16 protein-coding genes and 1 pseudogene are annotated in these 20,283 nt (G+C 38.1%); 3 read left to right on the plus strand and 14 right to left on the minus strand.

Annotated features, from left to right (window positions below; genetic code table 11):
- Positions 1–35: 35 nt before the first annotated feature.
- The gene (locus IGJ15_RS08160; protein ID WP_430599445.1) at positions 36–917 is read right to left on the minus strand and encodes a LysR family transcriptional regulator; all 882 of its coding nucleotides are present in this window, start codon (positions 915–917) and stop codon (positions 36–38) included.
- 288 nt (positions 918–1,205) lie between these two features.
- Here IGJ15_RS08160 and IGJ15_RS08165 point away from each other — a divergent pair, with 288 nt between their 5' ends.
- Positions 1,206–1,394 carry a hypothetical protein gene (locus IGJ15_RS08165; protein WP_142968418.1) on the plus strand — a complete coding sequence of 63 codons (189 nt, stop codon included), beginning with the start codon at positions 1,206–1,208 and terminating at the stop codon, positions 1,392–1,394.
- Between the two features lie 130 nt (positions 1,395–1,524).
- On the opposite strand, the gene IGJ15_RS08170 is transcribed toward IGJ15_RS08165, so the two are convergent.
- From IGJ15_RS08170 to IGJ15_RS08225, 12 genes and pseudogenes are all read right to left on the minus strand, one after another.
- A complete protein-coding gene (locus IGJ15_RS08170) occupies positions 1,525–4,842 on the minus strand; it encodes a polysaccharide lyase family 8 super-sandwich domain-containing protein (RefSeq protein ID WP_430599447.1) in 3,318 nt (1,105 codons plus the stop codon).
- A gap of 127 nt (positions 4,843–4,969) precedes the next feature.
- A complete protein-coding gene (locus tag IGJ15_RS08175) occupies positions 4,970–5,782 on the minus strand; it encodes a PTS system mannose/fructose/sorbose family transporter subunit IID (RefSeq protein WP_142968416.1) in 813 nt (270 codons plus the stop codon).
- Positions 5,772–6,566 carry a PTS mannose/fructose/sorbose/N-acetylgalactosamine transporter subunit IIC gene (locus IGJ15_RS08180; protein ID WP_016611815.1) on the minus strand — a complete coding sequence of 265 codons (795 nt, stop codon included), beginning with the start codon at positions 6,564–6,566 and terminating at the stop codon, positions 5,772–5,774. The genes IGJ15_RS08175 and IGJ15_RS08180 overlap by 11 nt, the downstream gene beginning before the upstream one ends.
- Before the next feature lie 11 nt (positions 6,567–6,577).
- Entirely contained in the window at positions 6,578–7,075 is a 498-nt protein-coding gene (locus IGJ15_RS08185) for a PTS sugar transporter subunit IIB (protein ID WP_142968415.1), read from the minus strand.
- Between the two features lie 22 nt (positions 7,076–7,097).
- Positions 7,098–8,285 (minus strand): glycoside hydrolase family 88 protein, encoded by a 1,188-nt coding sequence (locus IGJ15_RS08190; RefSeq protein ID WP_142968414.1) that lies wholly within the window; start codon positions 8,283–8,285, stop codon positions 7,098–7,100.
- A gap of 162 nt (positions 8,286–8,447) precedes the next feature.
- Positions 8,448–9,209: a GntR family transcriptional regulator gene (locus IGJ15_RS08195; protein WP_142968413.1), complete on the minus strand. Its 762-nt coding sequence runs from the start codon at positions 9,207–9,209 to the stop codon at positions 8,448–8,450.
- Between the two features lie 288 nt (positions 9,210–9,497).
- Positions 9,498–10,136 (minus strand): flavodoxin, encoded by a 639-nt coding sequence (locus IGJ15_RS08200; RefSeq protein ID WP_277346411.1) that lies wholly within the window; start codon positions 10,134–10,136, stop codon positions 9,498–9,500.
- Positions 10,137–10,328: 192 nt separating this feature from the next.
- A complete protein-coding gene (locus IGJ15_RS08205; protein ID WP_060791900.1) occupies positions 10,329–11,270 on the minus strand; it encodes an ABC transporter ATP-binding protein in 942 nt (313 codons plus the stop codon).
- Between the two features lie 103 nt (positions 11,271–11,373).
- Positions 11,374–12,804 carry an ATP-binding cassette domain-containing protein gene (locus IGJ15_RS08210; RefSeq protein WP_333719146.1) on the minus strand — a complete coding sequence of 477 codons (1,431 nt, stop codon included), beginning with the start codon at positions 12,802–12,804 and terminating at the stop codon, positions 11,374–11,376.
- A gap of 6 nt (positions 12,805–12,810) precedes the next feature.
- Complete coding sequence (locus tag IGJ15_RS08215; protein WP_060791898.1) at positions 12,811–13,707, minus strand: ABC transporter permease; 897 nt, start codon at positions 13,705–13,707, stop codon at positions 12,811–12,813.
- An 11-nt stretch (positions 13,708–13,718) separates the two neighbouring features.
- On the minus strand, positions 13,719–14,648 hold the full coding sequence (locus tag IGJ15_RS08220) for an ABC transporter permease (protein ID WP_015509667.1): 930 nt from the start codon (positions 14,646–14,648) through the stop codon (positions 13,719–13,721).
- 61 nt (positions 14,649–14,709) lie between these two features.
- A pseudogene (locus IGJ15_RS08225) lies at positions 14,710–16,299 on the minus strand (ABC transporter substrate-binding protein).
- Between the two features lie 480 nt (positions 16,300–16,779).
- Here IGJ15_RS08225 and IGJ15_RS08230 point away from each other — a divergent pair.
- Positions 16,780–17,292, plus strand: coding sequence for a GNAT family N-acetyltransferase (locus IGJ15_RS08230; RefSeq protein ID WP_167823243.1), 513 nt, complete (start codon positions 16,780–16,782; stop codon positions 17,290–17,292).
- A gap of 84 nt (positions 17,293–17,376) precedes the next feature.
- Here IGJ15_RS08230 and IGJ15_RS08235 read toward each other — a convergent pair whose 3' ends face one another.
- Complete coding sequence (locus tag IGJ15_RS08235; protein WP_430599449.1) at positions 17,377–19,449, minus strand: glycosyl hydrolase 115 family protein; 2,073 nt, start codon at positions 19,447–19,449, stop codon at positions 17,377–17,379.
- Between the two features lie 406 nt (positions 19,450–19,855).
- On the opposite strand from IGJ15_RS08235, the gene IGJ15_RS08240 reads away from it, so the two are divergent.
- Positions 19,856–20,260: a hypothetical protein gene (locus IGJ15_RS08240; RefSeq protein WP_201689077.1), complete on the plus strand. Its 405-nt coding sequence runs from the start codon at positions 19,856–19,858 to the stop codon at positions 20,258–20,260.
- Positions 20,261–20,283 lie beyond the last annotated feature (23 nt).

The raw sequence follows: 20,283 nt of genomic DNA on the forward strand, positions 1-20,283 counted from the left end.
GGATATCACCGCTTCTTTTGATGTTTACACTGAGACTATTGAAAGGAATCGCGAAAACGCCGAATAAACTCGATAACGACTGGTGACAGCACCCGATTCTTTTTCCAGACCAATACACAGCTGGTCTCGATTTGTGGTACTAAAGGCAGAAACTTGATTGCCTCATTCCTTCGCTGACCAACAGCGCCACTAACAGTCAGTGCCGAACCAACATGATTTTCTACCAAGGAAAAGACATTGAATATTAAATTGTAGGTGCCTACGATCGGCAATTCTTCCACTGATGTCTTCGACCATTGACTGAACATTTGTTGTACTTCTGGACGCTTCGAGATCAATAAAGACACACCTTTGATGTCTTCGGGTGTAATTTCTTCTGTATGCGCAAGAAAAGAATCAGCCGATGTCAAAAAGCCCCATGTTTCTTTTCGTGGAAGAACGATTTTTTCGTACTTCTCGATTTCGATCGGTTCGATCAAAATCGCTAGATCCAACAAGCCTTTCTCTAGACGATCGCTGATGTCATCTCCTGTACCACTATGAATATGAAAGCGAACATCAGGATAATCATTGATAAATTCTTCCAACATCAAGGAAAGCGTATCGGAATTATCTGCTTCCACACAGCCAATCGTGAAGTGACCGCTAAATAAATGTTTTTTACGATCTTCAAACGCTTGCATTGTCTGGTCTGTCAAACTCAAAATCTCTTCTGCACGGCTTTTTAAAAAATGCCCCGCTTCCGTTAAAACCATTTTACGATTATCACGAGTGAATAGTGCCGTCCCTAACTCGTCTTCTAATTCTTTTAATTGTCGACTCAATGTCGGTTGTGTGATGTGGAGCACTTCTGCAGCTTGAGAAATCGTCCCTTCCTCCACAATCGTGTAGAAATATTTTAATAACCGAATTTCCACAAAATCTCCTCCTAATTTTTTCTTGTGCATTCAAGGTGTTCGAAACAAAAGGGAACCTCTCTCTCCAGTCTCGTTTTCAATTCTTATGATAGCAAAGAATCACTGTTCCAGCGAATCTAACTAAAAAAGCGTAGGAAATTACAGAATTGTAAAAAGATTCGTCAACGACATGTAAAAACTGTTCGCATAAACGAACAGTTTTGTCAGCTGCTTGCTTTTTACGGCTTTTGGCGTAGGATATATGAGTATCTTGGTATGAGTCCTCATACAATGATTTGGAGGAATATGATGTTAAATTTATCAATTATTTTATTTTGTGTAGCGATCGCTTTACTCGGACTTGCGGGATTCATCTTTAGAGTGCGTGCGTTGCTGAATAAACGTCCGTGGAATGGTCCTGTACTGCCATTGTCGGTTATTGGTGTGATTCTTTTAGTCATCTCTTTGGTCATGATCTACCTTTCTTATCCGAAATAAGAATATTTATCGAAAGAACTAAAAGAAACCTAGTTTTAATTGTTAATTGACAAAAAAGGACTGGCAATACAGTCCTTCTATGGAGAAAGCTAAGTTTGAAAAGAGATTATACAATCATCAATTGTTTTCTTTAATCTTTGTTAAATAAAATCTGGCTATTTTGTCCGTTTGAATCGGTTGTATCAATTTCAATCTCCCAATAATACATTCCATCTAGAGAAGTGACTTTTTTCGCTGAAATATTACTATCTGCTTCTTTAATACGATAACCATCGTCTTTGAGATGAATCAGATCCTTTTGAGCACGCTTCATTGTAGGATCTGAATGTGAAAGTATAATCATTTCATCGCTGTCCACTCGTGTAAGTGCCATTGGGGTTTGAAATTTCATATCAAGGATTTCGACTTCGGTCTCATTGTAGACATTAATACCAATTACATTATTTGACTGTACTGCATGAATGTTTTTATCATTGCGCAATATTTTAGCAGGTTCAATTTTTTCGAATTCAGTTCTGTCCCTATTAGGATAGATAGCATAGTTGTACCCATCTTCTTGATGGGTATGCGTTTTCCACATTGTAAAGTAGCTTCTCGTAATCGGGTCAATGCTCCCTGATCCATTGATACGATTCCAACTATCTGTACGTTCTTCAATCATCAAAGTTAAATCTTGAGGGTTGATAAATTTATATCCGATAGATTGTTGCGGATCAGAAGCCTCCAAATAAACACTTTCAACATTAGAAAAGCTTTGTTGTCCATTTGATAAATCAATCTGTTCATTATTCACAAATAATCTGTAATCAATCGTCTCATTTAGCTTTCTGTTCTCTATAACTGTTTCAATGATACGGTCATTTTGAAAGTTTATATTACTTCCGATAGCAACAAGCTCGTCACCAAGGATGAACCATGACTTTTGAGCTGTCAACGTTCTTTCATAATTGATAAAATCCATGACAAAACTACCATAACGATCATCAACAGTGGAACCTCCCACGAAGTCTGTTTCCGCTACACTATAACCGCTTTGATTAAGTCGAATTTGCTTATCCACAGTAATACCTGGCAATCTATAGGGATCAACTGTCGCCCAAAAGTCTTGATTAAATTGATTTAGATCATCATTATATAGATAAAGCATTCCATCGCCCGTATGCCATCCTTGAAGGTTTTCATTATTCATTGTTTCATATCGTTTGATTCTACTAGAGGACATACTTAACCCAAAACTAAAATCAAAATCTTTATTAAAATAGGTCATTCGATCCATATTCGCAAAATTTGTAAGTTTTGTTGTGTAAGGACTATCGGAGGCTATATCAGGATTAGATAATATTGTTTTTGCTAGTGAAATATCTCTAAAGCTTGATAAACTATTTAAGTAGTCAAAATTCGCACTATTTGCCTCTATCCAATGCTTAGCAAAATGAAAATATCTTTCGCTGTTCGATAGTTCTGGAATACTCGCAAAACGAATCATCGCTTTTGTCATTTCAGCTCCAGCAACATTGCTCTCCATTTGGCTCCTTGAGATAGCTCTTCCTCTGACCATATCCATCATATTTCCTTTATACATGAACGGGACGATTGATTCTTGAATCCAGAAATCTATCACTTTAACTATACTATCATCTGGAAAATAGTCTGTTGACTGAGTCATTGTGAATATCTGTGAGATACCATCAAGAAGAACATTTCCATATGAACCAATATAAGGAACGTTGTCATGTTGTAAAAACGAACCATCAGTATAAAAGCCATCACCCTCGGTTACAAAAGGATAAACTTTTTCTAATGCGCTTATCGCTTCACTAACACCAGAATCCTTTTCTTCCAAGATGCTTTTAATTAGTATTATTCGGGTGTTATCCACTTGATTAGCTCCAGTTGCTTCAAGTGCAAGTTCTGGATTTACACTATACCTATTATAATTGACGTCTGGCAAAAAGCGGTCAATCGGTCTTAAAAAATCGCCAATCTGTTCTTGTGATAAAAAAGGATGTAAAGTAGTAACCAAGTCATTGATAGCTCGAGGAACACCAATTTCCCAATCCCACCAGTTTCCATACGTTTGGACAGAGAGATTATACTTATAAATGTACATCCATTCTAATCCCGAAAAGACATCCTCTAATAAATTTCTGTTGAGATAATATTCTGAATAAGGATTGGTTGCTGCCAGAGCTAAAGTCGTTAAATTTCTAAAACTAGTTGTTAAATTAGCTGATGCTGTCAATTCAGATTGTTCATCCCACAAATCCTCTTTATCTTCATCTTTATTCAATGTTTCCCATAATAGGTTGGCTGTTCTATCCATTGATCTTTGCTTATCAATCATTAACGAATCATCAGAATCAAAATAGTTAGCTCCAAGAATCATTTCGTGCCACTTTGTTCTCATGTCATCAAATTTGTTGTGGTCACCTTTATCAATCGATACATTAACGAGAACGATCAGCTCACCACTTTTATTGGTTATTTTTATTCGTGTTGTTCCCTCCTTTTTAGGCAGAATAATCCCATCAAAGACCTCTAATAAATCTTGGTTTTCCACAAAAACGTCTAATTCTTCAAGTGGTTGGAAGAGAGGTATGATATGCATTTGATCTAATGTAAGATGTACATTATCATGTCTATCTTTTGTAACGAAAATGGGGATACTTACTTGAATAGTCTCATTTTTATCGCTAATAATGATCTCACTGGTCCCTGATGCTACACCAGTAACATACCCCCGCTCATTTACTTGAGCTACCTTTGGATCACTTGAAGAAAAAGATAGGTTTTTCCGAGGGAAATCTTCGGGGTAAGTTTCCAGCTCGATTAACTGGCGTTCACCAATTTGCAAATGCAGCTCTTCTTGAGAAATGATAATCTCTTGAATTTCTTCATATATGCGATCATACAAACGTGCATTTCTGTATTCAATTAATCCCGAGGTATTATCAAAAAAAAGCTCCAATTTTACTTGTTCCGTATCTGCTCCAGTCGTAAAAGTAACTGCAAGGCTTTCCCATCCCGAAGTTCCTGAAACAGCTTCACTAGAGTAAAGAGATATCTGAGTTCCATTTTCCATGTACTGAACCCTTATTCTTCCACCAAGTGCATTAGAAATATCTGTGGCTTTCACCTCGACAATTGCGCGATATTCTGTATTTGGAAGAACAGGTATACCTTCTTGAAAAACTGCTGCACGACTGACTTGATTGGAAGAAATTTCAATGCTGTTTTCTTCTGTTACTCTCACTTTTGGACGGATATCTGAAGGGAACCAAAGGCGCCAGTGATTTGCTCCAATTGAATCATGCCATCCATTCGTATTCTCAGATTGTTGTGAAAAGTTCCCGTTCAATAATAAATTATGTTCAATCGTTGTGCTGTGAACAGTGATTGGTAGTATAAGCGAATGAGTCAGGAACAGAAATAAAGCAAGTATTTTCATATTTTTCCTTTCTGCATTAGGCGGAGGCTTCTTGTCATCATATACATAAAGAAACTGTCATTGAGTTGAATAAAAACTGAATAACTATTAAATTGATAGAACTATGGTCTAATAACTACATGAAAAGTCATCCAAGGATACCTGACAGCGACCCTAAAATACCCAAAACAAACAATAGAATGAGCAGCTTGTAAACATTCCAATTCTTCTTTTTAATTAGATAATAAACCATAATCGTAACTAACCCAGGCAAAAGCCGAGGCAAAATTTGATCAAAAACAGTTTGGAGCGCTACTACTTGTTGTTCGCCTTCAATTGTTGTTGCGTACTCGATCGCCATTTCAGCTTTTACGAAGCTCACCGCTAAACCAGAGATAACTGTGACTCCTACAATATTCGCTGCCCGAGAGATTTGGTTGATTTTTTGGCTGAGCATTTCAATCGCACTTGTGCCCATTCGATAACCCAGCCAGCCTAAAAGACACTTAAGAAACAGATTAAAGCCAATCATACAAACCAAAAACATGATTGGACTAGCAGTAATACCCGCAATCGCCATGCTAGCAAAAATCGTTGAAAATAACGGTGCTACACCAAATTGAGATATTGCATCCCCAATTCCTGCCAATGGACCCATTAATGCCATTTTTATACTTCTAATTTTTGATACATCTTCCCCGTGATCAAGCATTGCTAGTTGTAAGCTAGTAACAAAGGGGACTGTCTGAGGATTTACATTATAAAATTCCAAGTTATCAATAGTTGCTTTTTTCAATGCTTCCTGATCATCTTTGTAGATTTTTTTTAATCCCGGAAAAATAATATTTGCATAACCCGTTCCTTGGTACGTGTTATAGTTGAAGCCATTTTGGAGAAAGTATGAGCGCATAGTTGCTACAAAATAATCGTTTTTCGTTAGTTTTTGTTCTTTAGATTCCATCTTCTTCGATTCCTCCTTGTTGAGCGAAAGTCATTGAAAGTTCTTGTCTTTTTTCTTGATTATAGTAATCGATCATTGCAAATACTGCTCCTACTAATGCAATCGCCATAACAGGTAAATCTAAATATGCAATACAAATGTAGCCTAAGATCACGTAAGGAATAACGTCTTTGGAAACCATGACCGATAGAATCATTGCAAAACCGATTGCGGGTAGTAAGCCTCCAGCAACAGTCAGTGCTTGAACCAATTCATTCGGAATCATTTCGACAAATTTTCTAAGAGGCTCCATACTTAAAGCAGAAAGTAATGCAATAAAGAATCCCACAAAGAAAAAACTAATGAAAGTTGTATGTGCAAACCATTTAAAGCGTTTGAAACGGCCATTTTCTACCGCAACTCTTGCAGCTTCGGATGAACCAGCACATACTGTATAAATGAGTGTCTGGCAAATTTGAAATAATACTGCAAATGGATAAGATAATGCCAAGGCACTTTCAGGTGTGACCCCTTGATCTTTTAAAGTTATAGCCATTATGGTCCCCACCACTCCTGGACCTAAAGGATTAGGTGGGACCGTTCCCCCAGCGCCAACGCCAAATCCCATAAAAGCAAGTTCACCAATGGCACCCATCATTAATCCAGTTTGAACATCACCAAGAATCAACCCTACAAAAAAGGAAAGGACAATGCAACGATTTGTAAAAATGCCTAGCAATAGACCCGAATAACAAACGCCTGCCATAAGTGCCAGTAAAAAAGCTTGCATAATTGATATATTCATTTTATTCTCTCCTATTCGTTTTCAAGATGAGACATGAGTTGTTTCAATGAATCAACGTCTGGAGCCATCGGCGAGGTACGGGTATCAAACTTGATTTGGAATGCATCCTTTAATTCTTTTAACGCTCTTTTATCTTCTTCACCGATAAAAATATAGTTGGATATTTTCGTTTTTCCTACTGCATTGTGAATGTTCCCAACATTGATTTGTTCTATTGGTACACCTCCTTTGACAAGTGCCAGTGCATCCTGCGGATTAGCCACAACGATAAAAATCATTTGCTTAGGCGAGGCTTTATGAATGATTTCGCATGTTTGTTGAATCGTGAAAAATCGCATACTCACATTTTGTGCCACTGCTTTCATTAATTGTTGTTGAAATGGATCATTTGCGGCTTGATCGTTAGCTACGATACATAAGTTGACACCCAATGATTTGATCCACATTTGACCTTGACCATGTATCAAGCGTTCATCAATTCGTGTCATTTTAATATTTGGTTTCGCCATTTGATTCCCTCCTTTAGTCTTTTTACCAAAATAATTGCCAGTTTTTTTTATGTCTTACCAGTGCTTCCATATAGAAGTAATCCCCCCAAATATTCCCTTCATTCACACCCTTTCCGGAATGCCAGGAATAGACCCCCTCATTGATGAGCGCTACAGCTCCTGTGCCCTTTTTTTCTGTGTAACGGTTCATTAAGTTTCTTAGCATAACTTGTTGGATGTTGTGATACATTTTTTTCATAGGATGGTTATCCGCTAGATATTTTTCCATTTCATTCATCCCACAAAGGGTTATTGCATTAGCAGAGGTATCCCGAGGTTGATCAGATCCCTCTTCAAAAATCAAATCCCAATAACAGATTAGATCACTAGGCAAACGATTTAAAAAGTAATTCGTTACAGCTTCATAAAGTTTTACATTTTCCTCCTTTCTACAATAATGCTGATTTAATGCTATTCCATAAATCAACCAACTTTGGCCGCGTGCCCAACTGGAGTCGTCAGAGAATCCTTGCTTCGTTTTACCATATAGGGGCTGACCTGTTGTGGGATCGAAATAATAAGTATGAAAAGCTGAAGCATTTTCTCGAATCGCATATTTAATGGTGGTCTCATAATGTTTCTCTGCCACAGCTTTATAGATATCGTCACCAGTCTCCTCATATGACCAATGCAATAATGGTAGATTTAAGAGACAGTCAACAATTAAACGAAATTCATTAGAGTCATCCAAATCTCCCCAAGCTTGTATAAATTTCCCTTTATTTTGAAATCGCTCAACGAGTTTGTCAGCTGCGCTAATGGAAAGTTCTCTAGCTTGGGAGTTGCCTGTGATTTTGTAACAACTGACACACGAAAGAGTATAAAGAAAACCTAGATCATGATGATTGATTTCTATATTTTGAGACAATCTTCTGGAAAAGCTTTCCATATGCTTTTCTGCTAAATCCTTATACTTATTTTCCCTGGTAATATCATATGCGAGCCATAAAATGCCTGTCCAAAAAGCCGTCGTCCATTCTGTGTTATCAATAACTTGGTAATTTTGGTTTTTAGTGGCAGGTGCAGGAAATTTCTCTCCAAATATAGCCATATTTTGATCAATTTTCTGTAAACACTGATTAATCGCTTGATCAATTTCTTTCGTACTTAATTCTAATACTTCTAGTTTTTGATAATTATCCTTTAAAGGTTCAATTCTTTTAGAAAGCATGTTTTTCCTCCATTCGCAACTTATAGCGTTAACGTGTTATCTGGTTGCAGTATATAACATTCTCACTTTCGATGCAAGCGTTTTCAAGTTTTTTTTTTTGCTTTAATGGAATAAAAAAAAGCACATAACGTCAGTTATATGCTTTTGAAATATAGTTGTTAACTAATTAATAATATCAATACTATAGTAATCAGGATGAATAAATGCCTGATCATATTCAATAGCATTTTCAAAACGATCATAAACAATTCGATTCCTCACAAACAAAGCTGCTGGTCGATTATTCTTAAAATAGCTTTTCATTATTTTCTGATCTTTCTCTGATAAATTATCTATGATCGATTCAAAGTCAGATACAGAGATTGTCATTTTCTCTGATTCTGGTATTTGGTTTAAATCTTCTAGCACTTTAGTAAATGACAACCCCTTTTTCAGCTGAGCGATTGGAATATCAGTCGGTCCAGTGATATGTGCATATCTAAATTGAAGTTTCCACGGCTTATTATTAATAAATGCAACTTGACTTAGTTTTAAAAACGGTACCCTTGTTTCTTCAAACGAAGGAGCATGTAAAATCTTTGCTATATCTGAATTCGTTATTGGTTGAATGAGATCTACCGCTTCCACGACAGTCTTTTCAGATATTGGTTCTTTTTTATCATTAGTCAAGGGGCGTGTATTTTCACTAAAGAAAACACGTTTATTTAGAATGTTTTTTCGTACAAATGTTCCTTCGCCTTGTCTCCGAATGAGATAACCTTGTGCAACTAGATCATTCATCACTTTGATGACGGTTGTATTACTTACCCCATATTTTGCTTTCAAGTCTCCCTCTGAATAGATACGGTCCCCCGGTTTAAATTTACCAGCTTCAATATCTCGAAGAATATCTTGTTTGATTTTTTCATATTTTAATACAGCCACTTTTAGTCCCCCTAAAACAATCTTTATGTACGCAATTTTAGCTAAATGGAATAATATTTAATTTACCTAAATTAAGACAGCAATTGATTAAAAATTTTTATTGAATCGACGAGTATTATAGCTGAAAATAAGGTTCTTTGCTTTTACGCTAAATCATTAGATTAATCATATCATATATCTCAAATAGACGTCTAACAGTCTCATAGAAAAATAAAACAAAGAAGAAGCCTTTAAACAAGGCTCCCTCTATAATTAAAGAAATTCTTTTATTCTTTATTGCTGCTCTTTTTATAATCCCATCTGATTTAGCCACTCTAATACTTCAGGTTCAGCGTCTTCAACACTTCCCGCTCTTGTTGCAAAGCCTTCAAGAAAGTCATACGCTGGATACAACGTTTGAAGTTCGTTTTGACTATTGGTCAGTCCACTTCCCCCATGGGTTGCAAAAGGAATGATTTGTTTATCCGTAAGATCATAGGTTTCAAGAAATGTTAAAACGGCTCTTGGGGCACGATTCCACCAAACGGGAAAGCCGATAAAGAGAACATCCACTTCAGTCATTTGGGCAACGTCAGCCTTCAACGTTGGTCGGGCATCTTCTTCCACCTCTCTAGTCGCTAAAGCTGTATGTTCATCGTAAACGTTAGGGTAACCTACTTCTGTTTGAATCGAGAACAACGCACCACCGGTCTGTTCAGCGATCATTTCTGCTATCACCTGGACATCTCCTACTAAGGTGTCATCGATTACATTAAAACTACTTCCAGAAACTGCTTCAACCGCTGGTTCATGCTCTAAATTTTCTGGTCTTGTGAAATAGGCGATCAAAATATCGGCCTCCCCATCAATCCCTGTTTCTATCATTTGTTGCGTAACGGTGTCACTAGTACTTGTTTCCGTTGTACCAATGTCTGGCTCGTCATTCATTGAATTGCTCCCTTCTATTCCCACCAAAAATGGTAGTTCCAGTATAATTCTTGAAGTGGACTTTAAGGCAAGGCTCTTGAGCAAACCTTCCCCTATTTTTTACATCTTTCTCACAACTTCCTCACAAAAAGTCTTCCTTCCCAGCATACTGAAAAAAGTCGTAAACAAAGCTTTGTTTTACGACTTTTTCATTTAGTTATCGATTTTTCTCAAATTAGCAGCGACAAAATGATTTGTTCCCACCTGAACCCAATCCGGGTCCGCTGTTTCTTCTGTTTTAAATGTGGTGAAATCAAAGACATTGTTTTCCTTACTGTAAAAGTCATCAGGCGCTGTTTTCTTGTTTCGAATGTCGGTTCTTAAAAATGCAGCAAGTAAGCGCCTTGTGTACGGATGGTAAGCATTTTTGAATATCTCATTGATTGGGGCACTCTCGACGATTTTTCCCCCATGCATCACGATCACATCATCGGCCATTTTACTAATGACACCCAAATCATGGGTAATAAATAAAATACTTGTATCCAGCTTGTCTTTTAACTCATTCATTAACTTAAGGATTTCTGCTTGGATGATCACATCGAGTGCGGTAGTCGGTTCATCGGCAATCAATAGCTTCGGATTGCAGGCTAATGCCATTGCGATCATTACTCGCTGACTCATTCCTCCAGATAACTGATGAGGATATTGCTTGGCTACTCGTTTAGGATCTGTGATCTTGACAGCTTCTAACAGCTCATATGCCCGTAAAGTCGCCGTCTTATTGTCGACGTGCTGATGAAGTTTCAAGGCTTCTGTCAGTTGTGCTTTGATTGTAAATACCGGATTCAAACTTGTCATAGGCTCTTGAAAGATCATTGAAATATCATTTCCACGAATTTTTAAAAGCTCTTTTTTGCTTAATTCGAGGATATTTTTTCCATCAAAACGGATCTGCCCTTCCGCTATATACTGATTTCGCTGAAAAAGTTGAAGGATCGACATGGCTGTTTGACTTTTGCCACTCCCACTTTCTCCAACAATTCCTAATGTCTTCCCTCTTTTTAATGAAAAAGTAACGCCTTTGACAGCTTTGACAGTGCCCCGTTTCGTATCAAAATACGTATGCAGATTATCAACTTCTAGTAAATCCATCTGGACCTCCTTTTGATTTTTTCACATTAAACCAATCGTATCATGCTTATGGTTCGAGTGATTGACTCATCAACCATGTTTCAATTCCTATGTTCTAAAAAAACTATTTTCGCGTACACTTCACAAAATGATTCGGCTCGACTTCTACCCAATCTGGATCAGCATCAGTTTCTTTTGAATAGTTGAATGCCAAATCAGGATGGGTTTCATCAAGAGCCCATGGGCGATACTCTTCGTCTAGCGTTGGAATGGCATTTAATAATTGCCGTGTGTACGGATGGATCGGGTTAGAAAAAATCGTCTCAGCTGAAGCTAATTCTACAAGATGCCCAAAATACATCACACCGATCCGATCAGAAATAAATTTTACGACTCCAAGATCATGGGTGATAAACAAGTAAGTCAAATTGAGTTCTTCCCGCAAATCATGAAGCAAATTGATGATCTGTGACTGAATCGAAACATCTAACGCTGAAACAGCTTCATCGCAAACAATGAATTTGGGCTTTAAAGCTAAGGCACGAGCAATCCCGATTCGTTGTCGTTGTCCACCAGAAAATTGATGCGGATAGCGATGAATAAATTCTTTCTTTAACCCGCATTTTTCCATGATATCAAGAATATAGGTTTCATAGTTTGGGTCCTTTTTACTAGCAAAAAATTTGTGTATCAACAAACCTTCTCCAATAATATCACCCACTGTTAACCGTGGATCTAGTGAGGAGTAAGGGTCCTGAAAGATAATTTGCAGGTCTTTTCGTAAAACTCTTGATTCCTTTTGAGTCAAAGCAGCTAGATCGATGCCAGAATCAAGCTGCTCTTCGTAGTATGAAAAGTCTTTTTTGTTCATGACTTCATTTTTTAGTTGTGCGACTTGCTTATCAATAGCTGCTAAATCATTTTGTTGTTCAGCGATCGTTTTTTCCAAGTTTATGAGTTCTGTTTGATCCACTGCCCCATTCATCGCTTGTTTTTGCTGATTAAACGTTAACGCTCGCTTACTAGCGGCAACTTTTGCTGCAGCTTCGTAACGAGACGAAAGAAGCTTACTGACCTTTTGTAGATCATCATGCAAAATCAAGCCTCCGACTAATCGTAGGGTATTGCCATATTCATTTTCAAAAGCGATTTTCTTTAGACGCAACCGTTCCGTTGTTGCTTCTACATCAGCAGCTGAATCGGTAGCGAGTTTTGATTCGATCGACTGGAGCTCATTGACAGAATCAGTAAACTGTTTCATCTTTTGTGGCAGTTGTTGATAGACTTTTTTTACGTAACGAGGCATGAAATCTTCGATCGTCTCTCCATAGTAAAGGGTCGAGCCTCCGGTTTGTCGTTGGAGCTGAATAATCGTGCGTCCAAAGGTCGATTTTCCACAGCCACTTTCACCGACGATGCCTAATGTTTCTCCTTCATAGATATCGATCGTAAGATCTTTATTTGCTTTCACATAGTCTTTTCCCACCCCAAAAAAGTTTTTCTTCTTCACAGGAAAATACTTTTGTAGATTCTTGACGCGCATGATCGTGTCCATAACTGCTTACCTCTCTCTCATCTTCGGATCGATGGCATCTCGGATTCCGTCACCGATCAAATTGAAGGATAAAATGGTCAACATGATCGCGATCCCTGGATAAATCGTCAGGTAGGGATGTGTTCGGATATAGCCTCGTCCAAAATTTAACATCGTTCCCCATTCCGCAACGGAAGCCTCCATACCTAAGCCAATAAATCCTAAGCCAACAGCAGATAAAATTGCTGTGGCAACGCCCATTGATGAATGCACAATGACTGGTGAAAGGATATTTGGCAAGATGTGTTTAAAAATCAGCAATCCATTATTTGCGCCCAGCGCTTTTCCAGCTTCAATAAATTGCTTCTCTTTGACCGCCATCACACTTGCCCGAATAATACGAGCAAAAATGGGGATATTCGCCAACCCGATCGCCAAGATCATGTTCGGCAGACTGGATCCCAAAGAAGCCACGATGGCGATTGCCAACAAAATGGAAGGGATGGATAGTAAGATGTCACAAAAACGCATAATCAGCGTATCGATCCACCCTCTGAAATAACCGGATAAGACACCTAAGATGCCACCAAAAAAGAGTGCCAGTAACACCGCACAAACGCCTACAGTAAGCGATATTCTCGTGCCGTAAATCAAACGAGACAATACGTCACGTCCCAAGTCATCTGTCCCAAACCAATGAGAACGACTTGGAAATTGCAATGCATTGGCTAGATTTTGCTCCCTCATACCATAGGGAGCTATAAAGTCTGCAAAAATCGCAGTAATCGTCAGTAACGTGATAAATAGTAACCCAAACATTGCTCGGCGATTTGCTTTTAAGGAAAGCCAAATCTCTTGTTTCGATCCTTCTGGTACGCCTGCAAGTGCTTGCGTTTTCGCTATGGCCTTTTTTCTAGAAAACATGAGTTCCTCCCTTAATCATATGAGGTTTTAATTCGCGGATCGATATATGCATAGAGAATATCGACACATAGATTAACCATCGTAAAAATAAATGCAATAAATAAAACGCCGCCTTGGACGATCATTGTGTCTCTTGTACGGATCGCATTCACCATCAATGTCCCGATCCCATTGATACTAAAAACAGTTTCGGTCAATACAGCCCCACCTAATAAAGCCCCAAACTGCAAACCAATGACTGTCACTACGGGAATCAAGGCATTTCTTAAGGCATGATGGAACGTCACCTTTGAACCATTTACTCCTTTGGCTTTTGCCGTGCGAATATAATCTTGGTCTAAAACGTCCATCATACTCGACCTTGTGATCCGGGCGATCGTGCCAATTGACGAGGAAGCCAATGCAAATACTGGCATGATCATTTGCTGCCAAGTATCAAAACCAGATGCTGGCAACCAGCCCAGGGTAGAAGTAAAAAGAATAATTAAAAGGAGTGCCTGCCAAAAGGTTGGCATAGAAACCCCAACTAGTGAAAGAAACATCACGAAATTATCAACCTTGGAATAAGGTCTCGAAGCAGAGATCACTCCCAGTGGAATACCAATCAGCGAGGCAAATAACACACTCCATACTGATAATTTGATTGTGTTGGGCAAACGGACTAGGATTTCATCCATGACCACCCGGCCAGAAACATACGATCTCCCAAGATCAAATTCGACGACAACATTTTTTATATAATGAAAAAATTGTTCGATAAAACTACGGTCAAGCCCCATTTGCACACGCATGGCCTCATATTGTTCAGGAGTCGCTCCTTCCCCCAACACCATCGTTACAGGGTCTCCAGGTGATAGATACATAATCGTAAATACAATAAAAGAGACGCCTAGCAGGATAGGAAACAACCACAGAATTCGTTTTACAATATATTGGAACATCTATTCATCTCCTCAAAATAAAGAGCCATTGCGGCTCTTTATTTTATACTCTCAATCCAATTTAGTTTTTTGACACCGTATCTAAGAAGTAACTTCCAGTTGGATGATGTTCGAACCCTTGCACCCAGTTGCGGATACCTGAAACATTTTCTCTGGTTTGTAAGTAAACCCATGGCATCTCATCATTGATAATCTCTTGCGCCTCATGATAATAGGCCAAGCGTTCCTCTTGGTCAGAAGTGCTACGAGCTGCATCAAGTAATTCATCTACCCGTTCATTATGATAGAACGTACGATTTCCAGCTTCGCCAAAGCTACTTGAATGGAACAGTGGATACAATCCATAGTCAGCATCTGTTGTGATCGTTGTCCAACCTAGTAAGAACATATCTGGTTCACCAGCTGCTGCAGCATCTAAAAATGCTCCCCACTCCATTTGGTTGACCTCAACAGTGATACCTAATTCTTCTAAAGCAGCGGAAACAACCTGCGAGACACGGATTCGTTCTTGATTGTTATCACCGACATACAACGAAAGGGAGAACCCGCCATCTGGATAACCAGCTTCTGCTAATAGTTCTTTTGCTAATTCAACGTCATAAGGAGTAGCTTCCAAGTTTTCATTATATCCAAAAACCAATTCGTTGATCGGTCCACTCATTTGAGTCCCGATCCCCATATGAACCGTTTGGATAATCGATTCGACATCGATAGCATGGGCAATCGCGCGACGTACCCCTACTTCTTGCAATGGTGTATCATTTCGAACGTTGAAACCTAAGTATTCCGTTCCTAAATTTTCTGTCGCTAATAAAGTCAATTCATCGTTTTCTTCAACCTTTTCATTATCAGAAGGAGCGATATCTTAAACAATATCGACGGTTCCTGACTCTAGTTCAATCAAACGAACACTTGAATCTGTAATTGTCCGAAACTCAATTCTTTCCATTCCCGCTGGCTCATCCCAGTGATCGTCAAATCGATCTAACGTCACGTGACTACCGGTTGCCCATTCAACAAATTCAAAGGGACCCGTTCCCACAACGCTGCTGATACCATAATCTTCACCAGCTTCTTCCACAGCTTTCTCACTCAAAATTCCAACCGCAGGATGTGCTAAATGAGTCAAGAAAGGCCCGAAGGCACCATTTGTCCCGATATGGATCGTATGATCATCGATCACTTCGATCGTATCAGGATCGATCGAACCAATGATATGACTGATCGAAGGTGAGTCAACCGCCCGTCGAAGGGTGTAGGCAACATCAGAAGCTGTCATCGCTTCCCCATTATGAAAGACAACATCTTCTCGCAACTTGAACTCATAAAGGTTCTCTTCAATTTCTTCCCACTCTGTTGCTAACCCTGGCACTAACTCAAGATCGTTCGTCTGTTTGATCAGTGTTTCGTAAATCTGTCTTGCTACCCTGGTAGTTGCTTGGTCGTTCGTTTGATGGATATCTAATGTCACTGGATCCGCACCTGATGCGACCACTAATACATTAGGATCAGAACTAGCTCCCCCTGACACATTCCCTCCCGAACTATCTGTTGGGTCTTGGCCTCCACTGCCACAAGCACCTAATACCATCAGACTTGTTAACAATACGAGAGCCCAGCTTGTTTTCCTTTTTTTCATGTTATCCTCCATTTCGTCCCCTGTAACTTAAGGATTTTTTTTTGCGCTCTTCTTCATACCAGCAAATATAGAAATTAGACGCATTGGCGTGTAACTTGGATCGAAAACACATACGCTCGTCCTGTTTTCTATCAACTAACTATAAAAAATTTGCTCATAATGAAGAAGCTTTTATCTGAATGATGAAAATTTTCAGATAATAACAAACTTTAGCTTGGAAATGTGATAGATTTGTGATGAATACCTAAGAAAATTGTCATTTTGTTAGAATAAAATGAAGAATTGCGATTTATTATCATTAATTTGACTTTTTCTTATAAAAACCCATTCAGTTAACAACAACTAATTCTTATTTTTGTTTCATTTGAATGAAAGTATGACAACGATTCTGTACTAGAAATTTTAAGTCTATAAATTTTTATCGTCATCAAATATAAACGATATATATCATTCTGTGATAAACTATTTTTGAATAAAGATAGGAGTGATTGAATGAACATTTTCTTCAGACCACCAAAAGAAGATGATATTGATCAAATCATGCAGATTGAAAATGCAGGATTTACAGTTGATGAAGCAGCATCCAAAACATCGATGATGGATCGAATACATACAATAAGTGACAGTTTTATTGTTGCTATAAATGAAAAGGATTGTCCGATCGGTTACGTTGTAGGGCCCATTATTTCTAAACGTTATCTCTCTGACGATCTCTTTGAAAGTACTTTTCCTAATCAGCCTTTTGGTGGCTACCAAAGTATTCTGAGCTTAGCTGTCGCTCCTGATTATAGAAACTGTCAGATTGGTAGCAAACTACTGTCAGCCCTAAAAGAACAATGTCGTCTTCAATACAGAAAAGGAATCACCTTAACTTGTTTAGAATCATTGATTCCATATTACGAAAAGCAGGGCTATCAACTAGAAGGACTGTCAGAATCAAAACATGCTGGTGTTGCTTGGTATAATATGGTGCTAGAATTGGACGATACGCTTAATGAATTCTAATAAAAACTGCATACTAAATGAAACGCCATTCAAAAGTAAGATATTTAGTCTAACTTTTGAATGGCGTTTCATCTCAAATTAATATTATTTAGGAATTTTTCTAAAACTTACTCTGATTTTTCTTGCTAACTTTTCATCCGTCAACGCTTTTTTAGTATTTGAAAGCAACATAACTCTTGATTCAGTGGGATCCATAATATATTTTCTCTCCCATTGATCTTGATCTGGACCATCGCCAATGATACGAATGTAAGACAACAGACTTTTGATCATCTCTTTTGTCAATGTTAGGTTGGTATAGCCATCATTTTCATAAAAATCATACCATGTATCACTTGGATTTTCCTTTAGTATTTGAATTAGTTGATGGATTTCTTCTAACGCATCGAAAACTTTTACAAATACAAAGACCATTTCTTCCCGATCAAGCATCTGATAAGCGTCTAACAAATGGAGCAGTGCTTTTAATGTTTTGCATTGAACGGCTACTGAGAGGTAAATATCATTAAAAAAGCGAGCATTTTGCGCACGTTTATCCTGAAGGGATGATGTAATCTGCTGGCATCTCAGCAATAGATTCTCCCAGGCTGCTATCTTTTCTCCTACCATAGAGAAAATTTCTGTGACTTGCTCCTTGATTTTCCGATCACCCGTCAACCATTCTATCCTCGGAATTTTTGTTTCTTGCTTGAGCCAAGATTGAATAATTTTTCGAATCAAATAACAGGCAAACTCGTCCCCAGCGGTTTGATCCTCATGTGTTCCATAGCGAATAATCGCTTCAAAGTAAGCTTCATAGACAGCTTGGATCTCTTCTTGCTGATTTTGATAATATTGTGTTACATGCTCTGAAATTATCTCTTGATTGGTTCGTAACTGATAATCTGCTCGCCAGAAATTCGCTATTTCTTGTAAGAACAAAATATGCGGTTTTATGTTGCCTGTATTGACTAAGACAAACTTATCCATCTTGACTTCTCTAACCGCCATTAACTCTCTAGAAACAAATTCTGGGCTATTAGGCAAGATCGTCAAGAAATTAGATGCTTGTAAATCATGAAAGGCAACATGATAATAGATTCCTCTTGATTGATTTGGTTTTGATGTGTTTGTTAGCACCTCATCTCGTGGATCGTGATTTTCTTGTCTACGAGAAACCATTTTGCCATAACCATTATCCGCCCAAATCTCAATCACATCATCCGGAAGCTCAAGTAAGCCAAGATTAAATAATTCCGTCATCTCCCCATAAATGTTCATTGAACATACTGCATGAGGATCGACTTCTTTAACCATATGATATTGCAGATGGACGACTTCGTTGATCACTGCTGCTTTTTCTGCTGCTGACCACTGTCGGTCAAGATCTTCTGCCCAGAAAGGACAATCCCCTTGTCCGCGAAAACCAAGTGTGTAGATAACCTTGGTACCTTTTTGCTCGTGTAAGGCTTTTTTCCATAATTCCTGAAACAACGCAAAATGTTCTTCGTATGAAGCCTTCAAACCAGGATACCTTCTAGCAAACATCTCAGCGCCTAGTGGCTCGGCATGATGATGTGTATAGATCAACCCCATCGCTTGCGCACTTTCTCGATGTCTATGACTGTTCTTATCTGTTCCAGGGATGATGACATTTCCGCCTAAACGTAACAATGTTTCATAAATACGTTCCCATACATATTCATTTGAACCATTATCTTCCCATTGATCCAGTAGCAACTCATCATTAACGAACCAGCCCCGATAGTCCGTTGAAAAATCAGGCAATGTTAAGTCAAAACCTGTCCATTCAATAAATGGCTTTTTTATTGGGGGAATCTCCATGAAATACCAAAAGGGTTGAACACCTAAAATTTTATGAGAGATTTCAAGAACCCCATACATTAATCCTAGCGGTGTTTCAGCACACACTTTTACTTTATCTGGCGATACGAAAAGTATATGAAAAGCATCCGTTTCATTTTTTCCATCAAGTAAAACCAATTCGATTTCATTTGCCTTCCTCGTGTCTGTCACAACGGTTAAAATGTCACGCTGCAAGATCTTGCAAGCATGTCCAATCACTTCATTTTCCAGCTGTTTTGACGTGACAGAAGTATTTTTCGAAATGAAAAATGTTGTTTCCATGTAATCACCCGTTTCATCTTTTTCTTTCATTATTTTAACTCTAATGAAAATCCAACTACTGTACTGTAACTAATATTCTATCTATAACTTGATAGTCAATTCGCTCTTAGAAAAAATAGGACAACATTCTAAAAATCATTCTAATAATCCCCATCTAAACACTTTGAGATCGTTTACAAGTATAGAATAAACGAAACCTTTCCCCAAAAAAATAGAGAAAATCGATGAAAAAATTAAAAAAACAGACTTTTTTCGTATTGTGGTTTTAATCGTCTTCTTTTAAGTAAACACGTCTCTCATAGATAGATTAATTTAATTCAATCAATAATTTCGTCCTTCCCATTACTAGATTGGCGATACAAGTTAGCTAAAATTTCCCTCGCTTAGCACCTTCATCCTGATATAATGAAGTAAATCAACGACAAGGAGCCATAGCATGTCAAAAATAATTATTTCTGGAAGTATCGCTTTTCAAAAGGATTTTGAAGAACTGACGAATACACTTACTGAAAACGGTCATCAGGTGATCAATTATCCAAAAGCCACGGACGATCTTTCTACTCAGTTTCCAACCTTATTCGTAGACTTTTATAAAGACATAGAAAAAGCCGAGATTTTTTATTTGCATAACACAGAAAAAAATGGCATCTGTGGTTATATCGGTGCAGCTGGTTTTGCGGAAGCAACCTTTGCTTTGACTCGAAAACTACTGTACGGACAGAAAATCCAATTGTTTTTGCATGAGGAACCGAGTGAAAAAATAGCTTGCTCTGAAGAGATTGGGCTGTGGAAAGAGAATGGTTGGATCACAGTTAAAAATCTAAACACGTTTTTGGATTGAGAAAAAAATACTTTTTATATGAA

It is taken from the genome of Enterococcus sp. AZ079 (assembly GCF_050547255.1).
GTDB lineage: Bacteria > Bacillota > Bacilli > Lactobacillales > Enterococcaceae > Enterococcus_D > Enterococcus_D casseliflavus.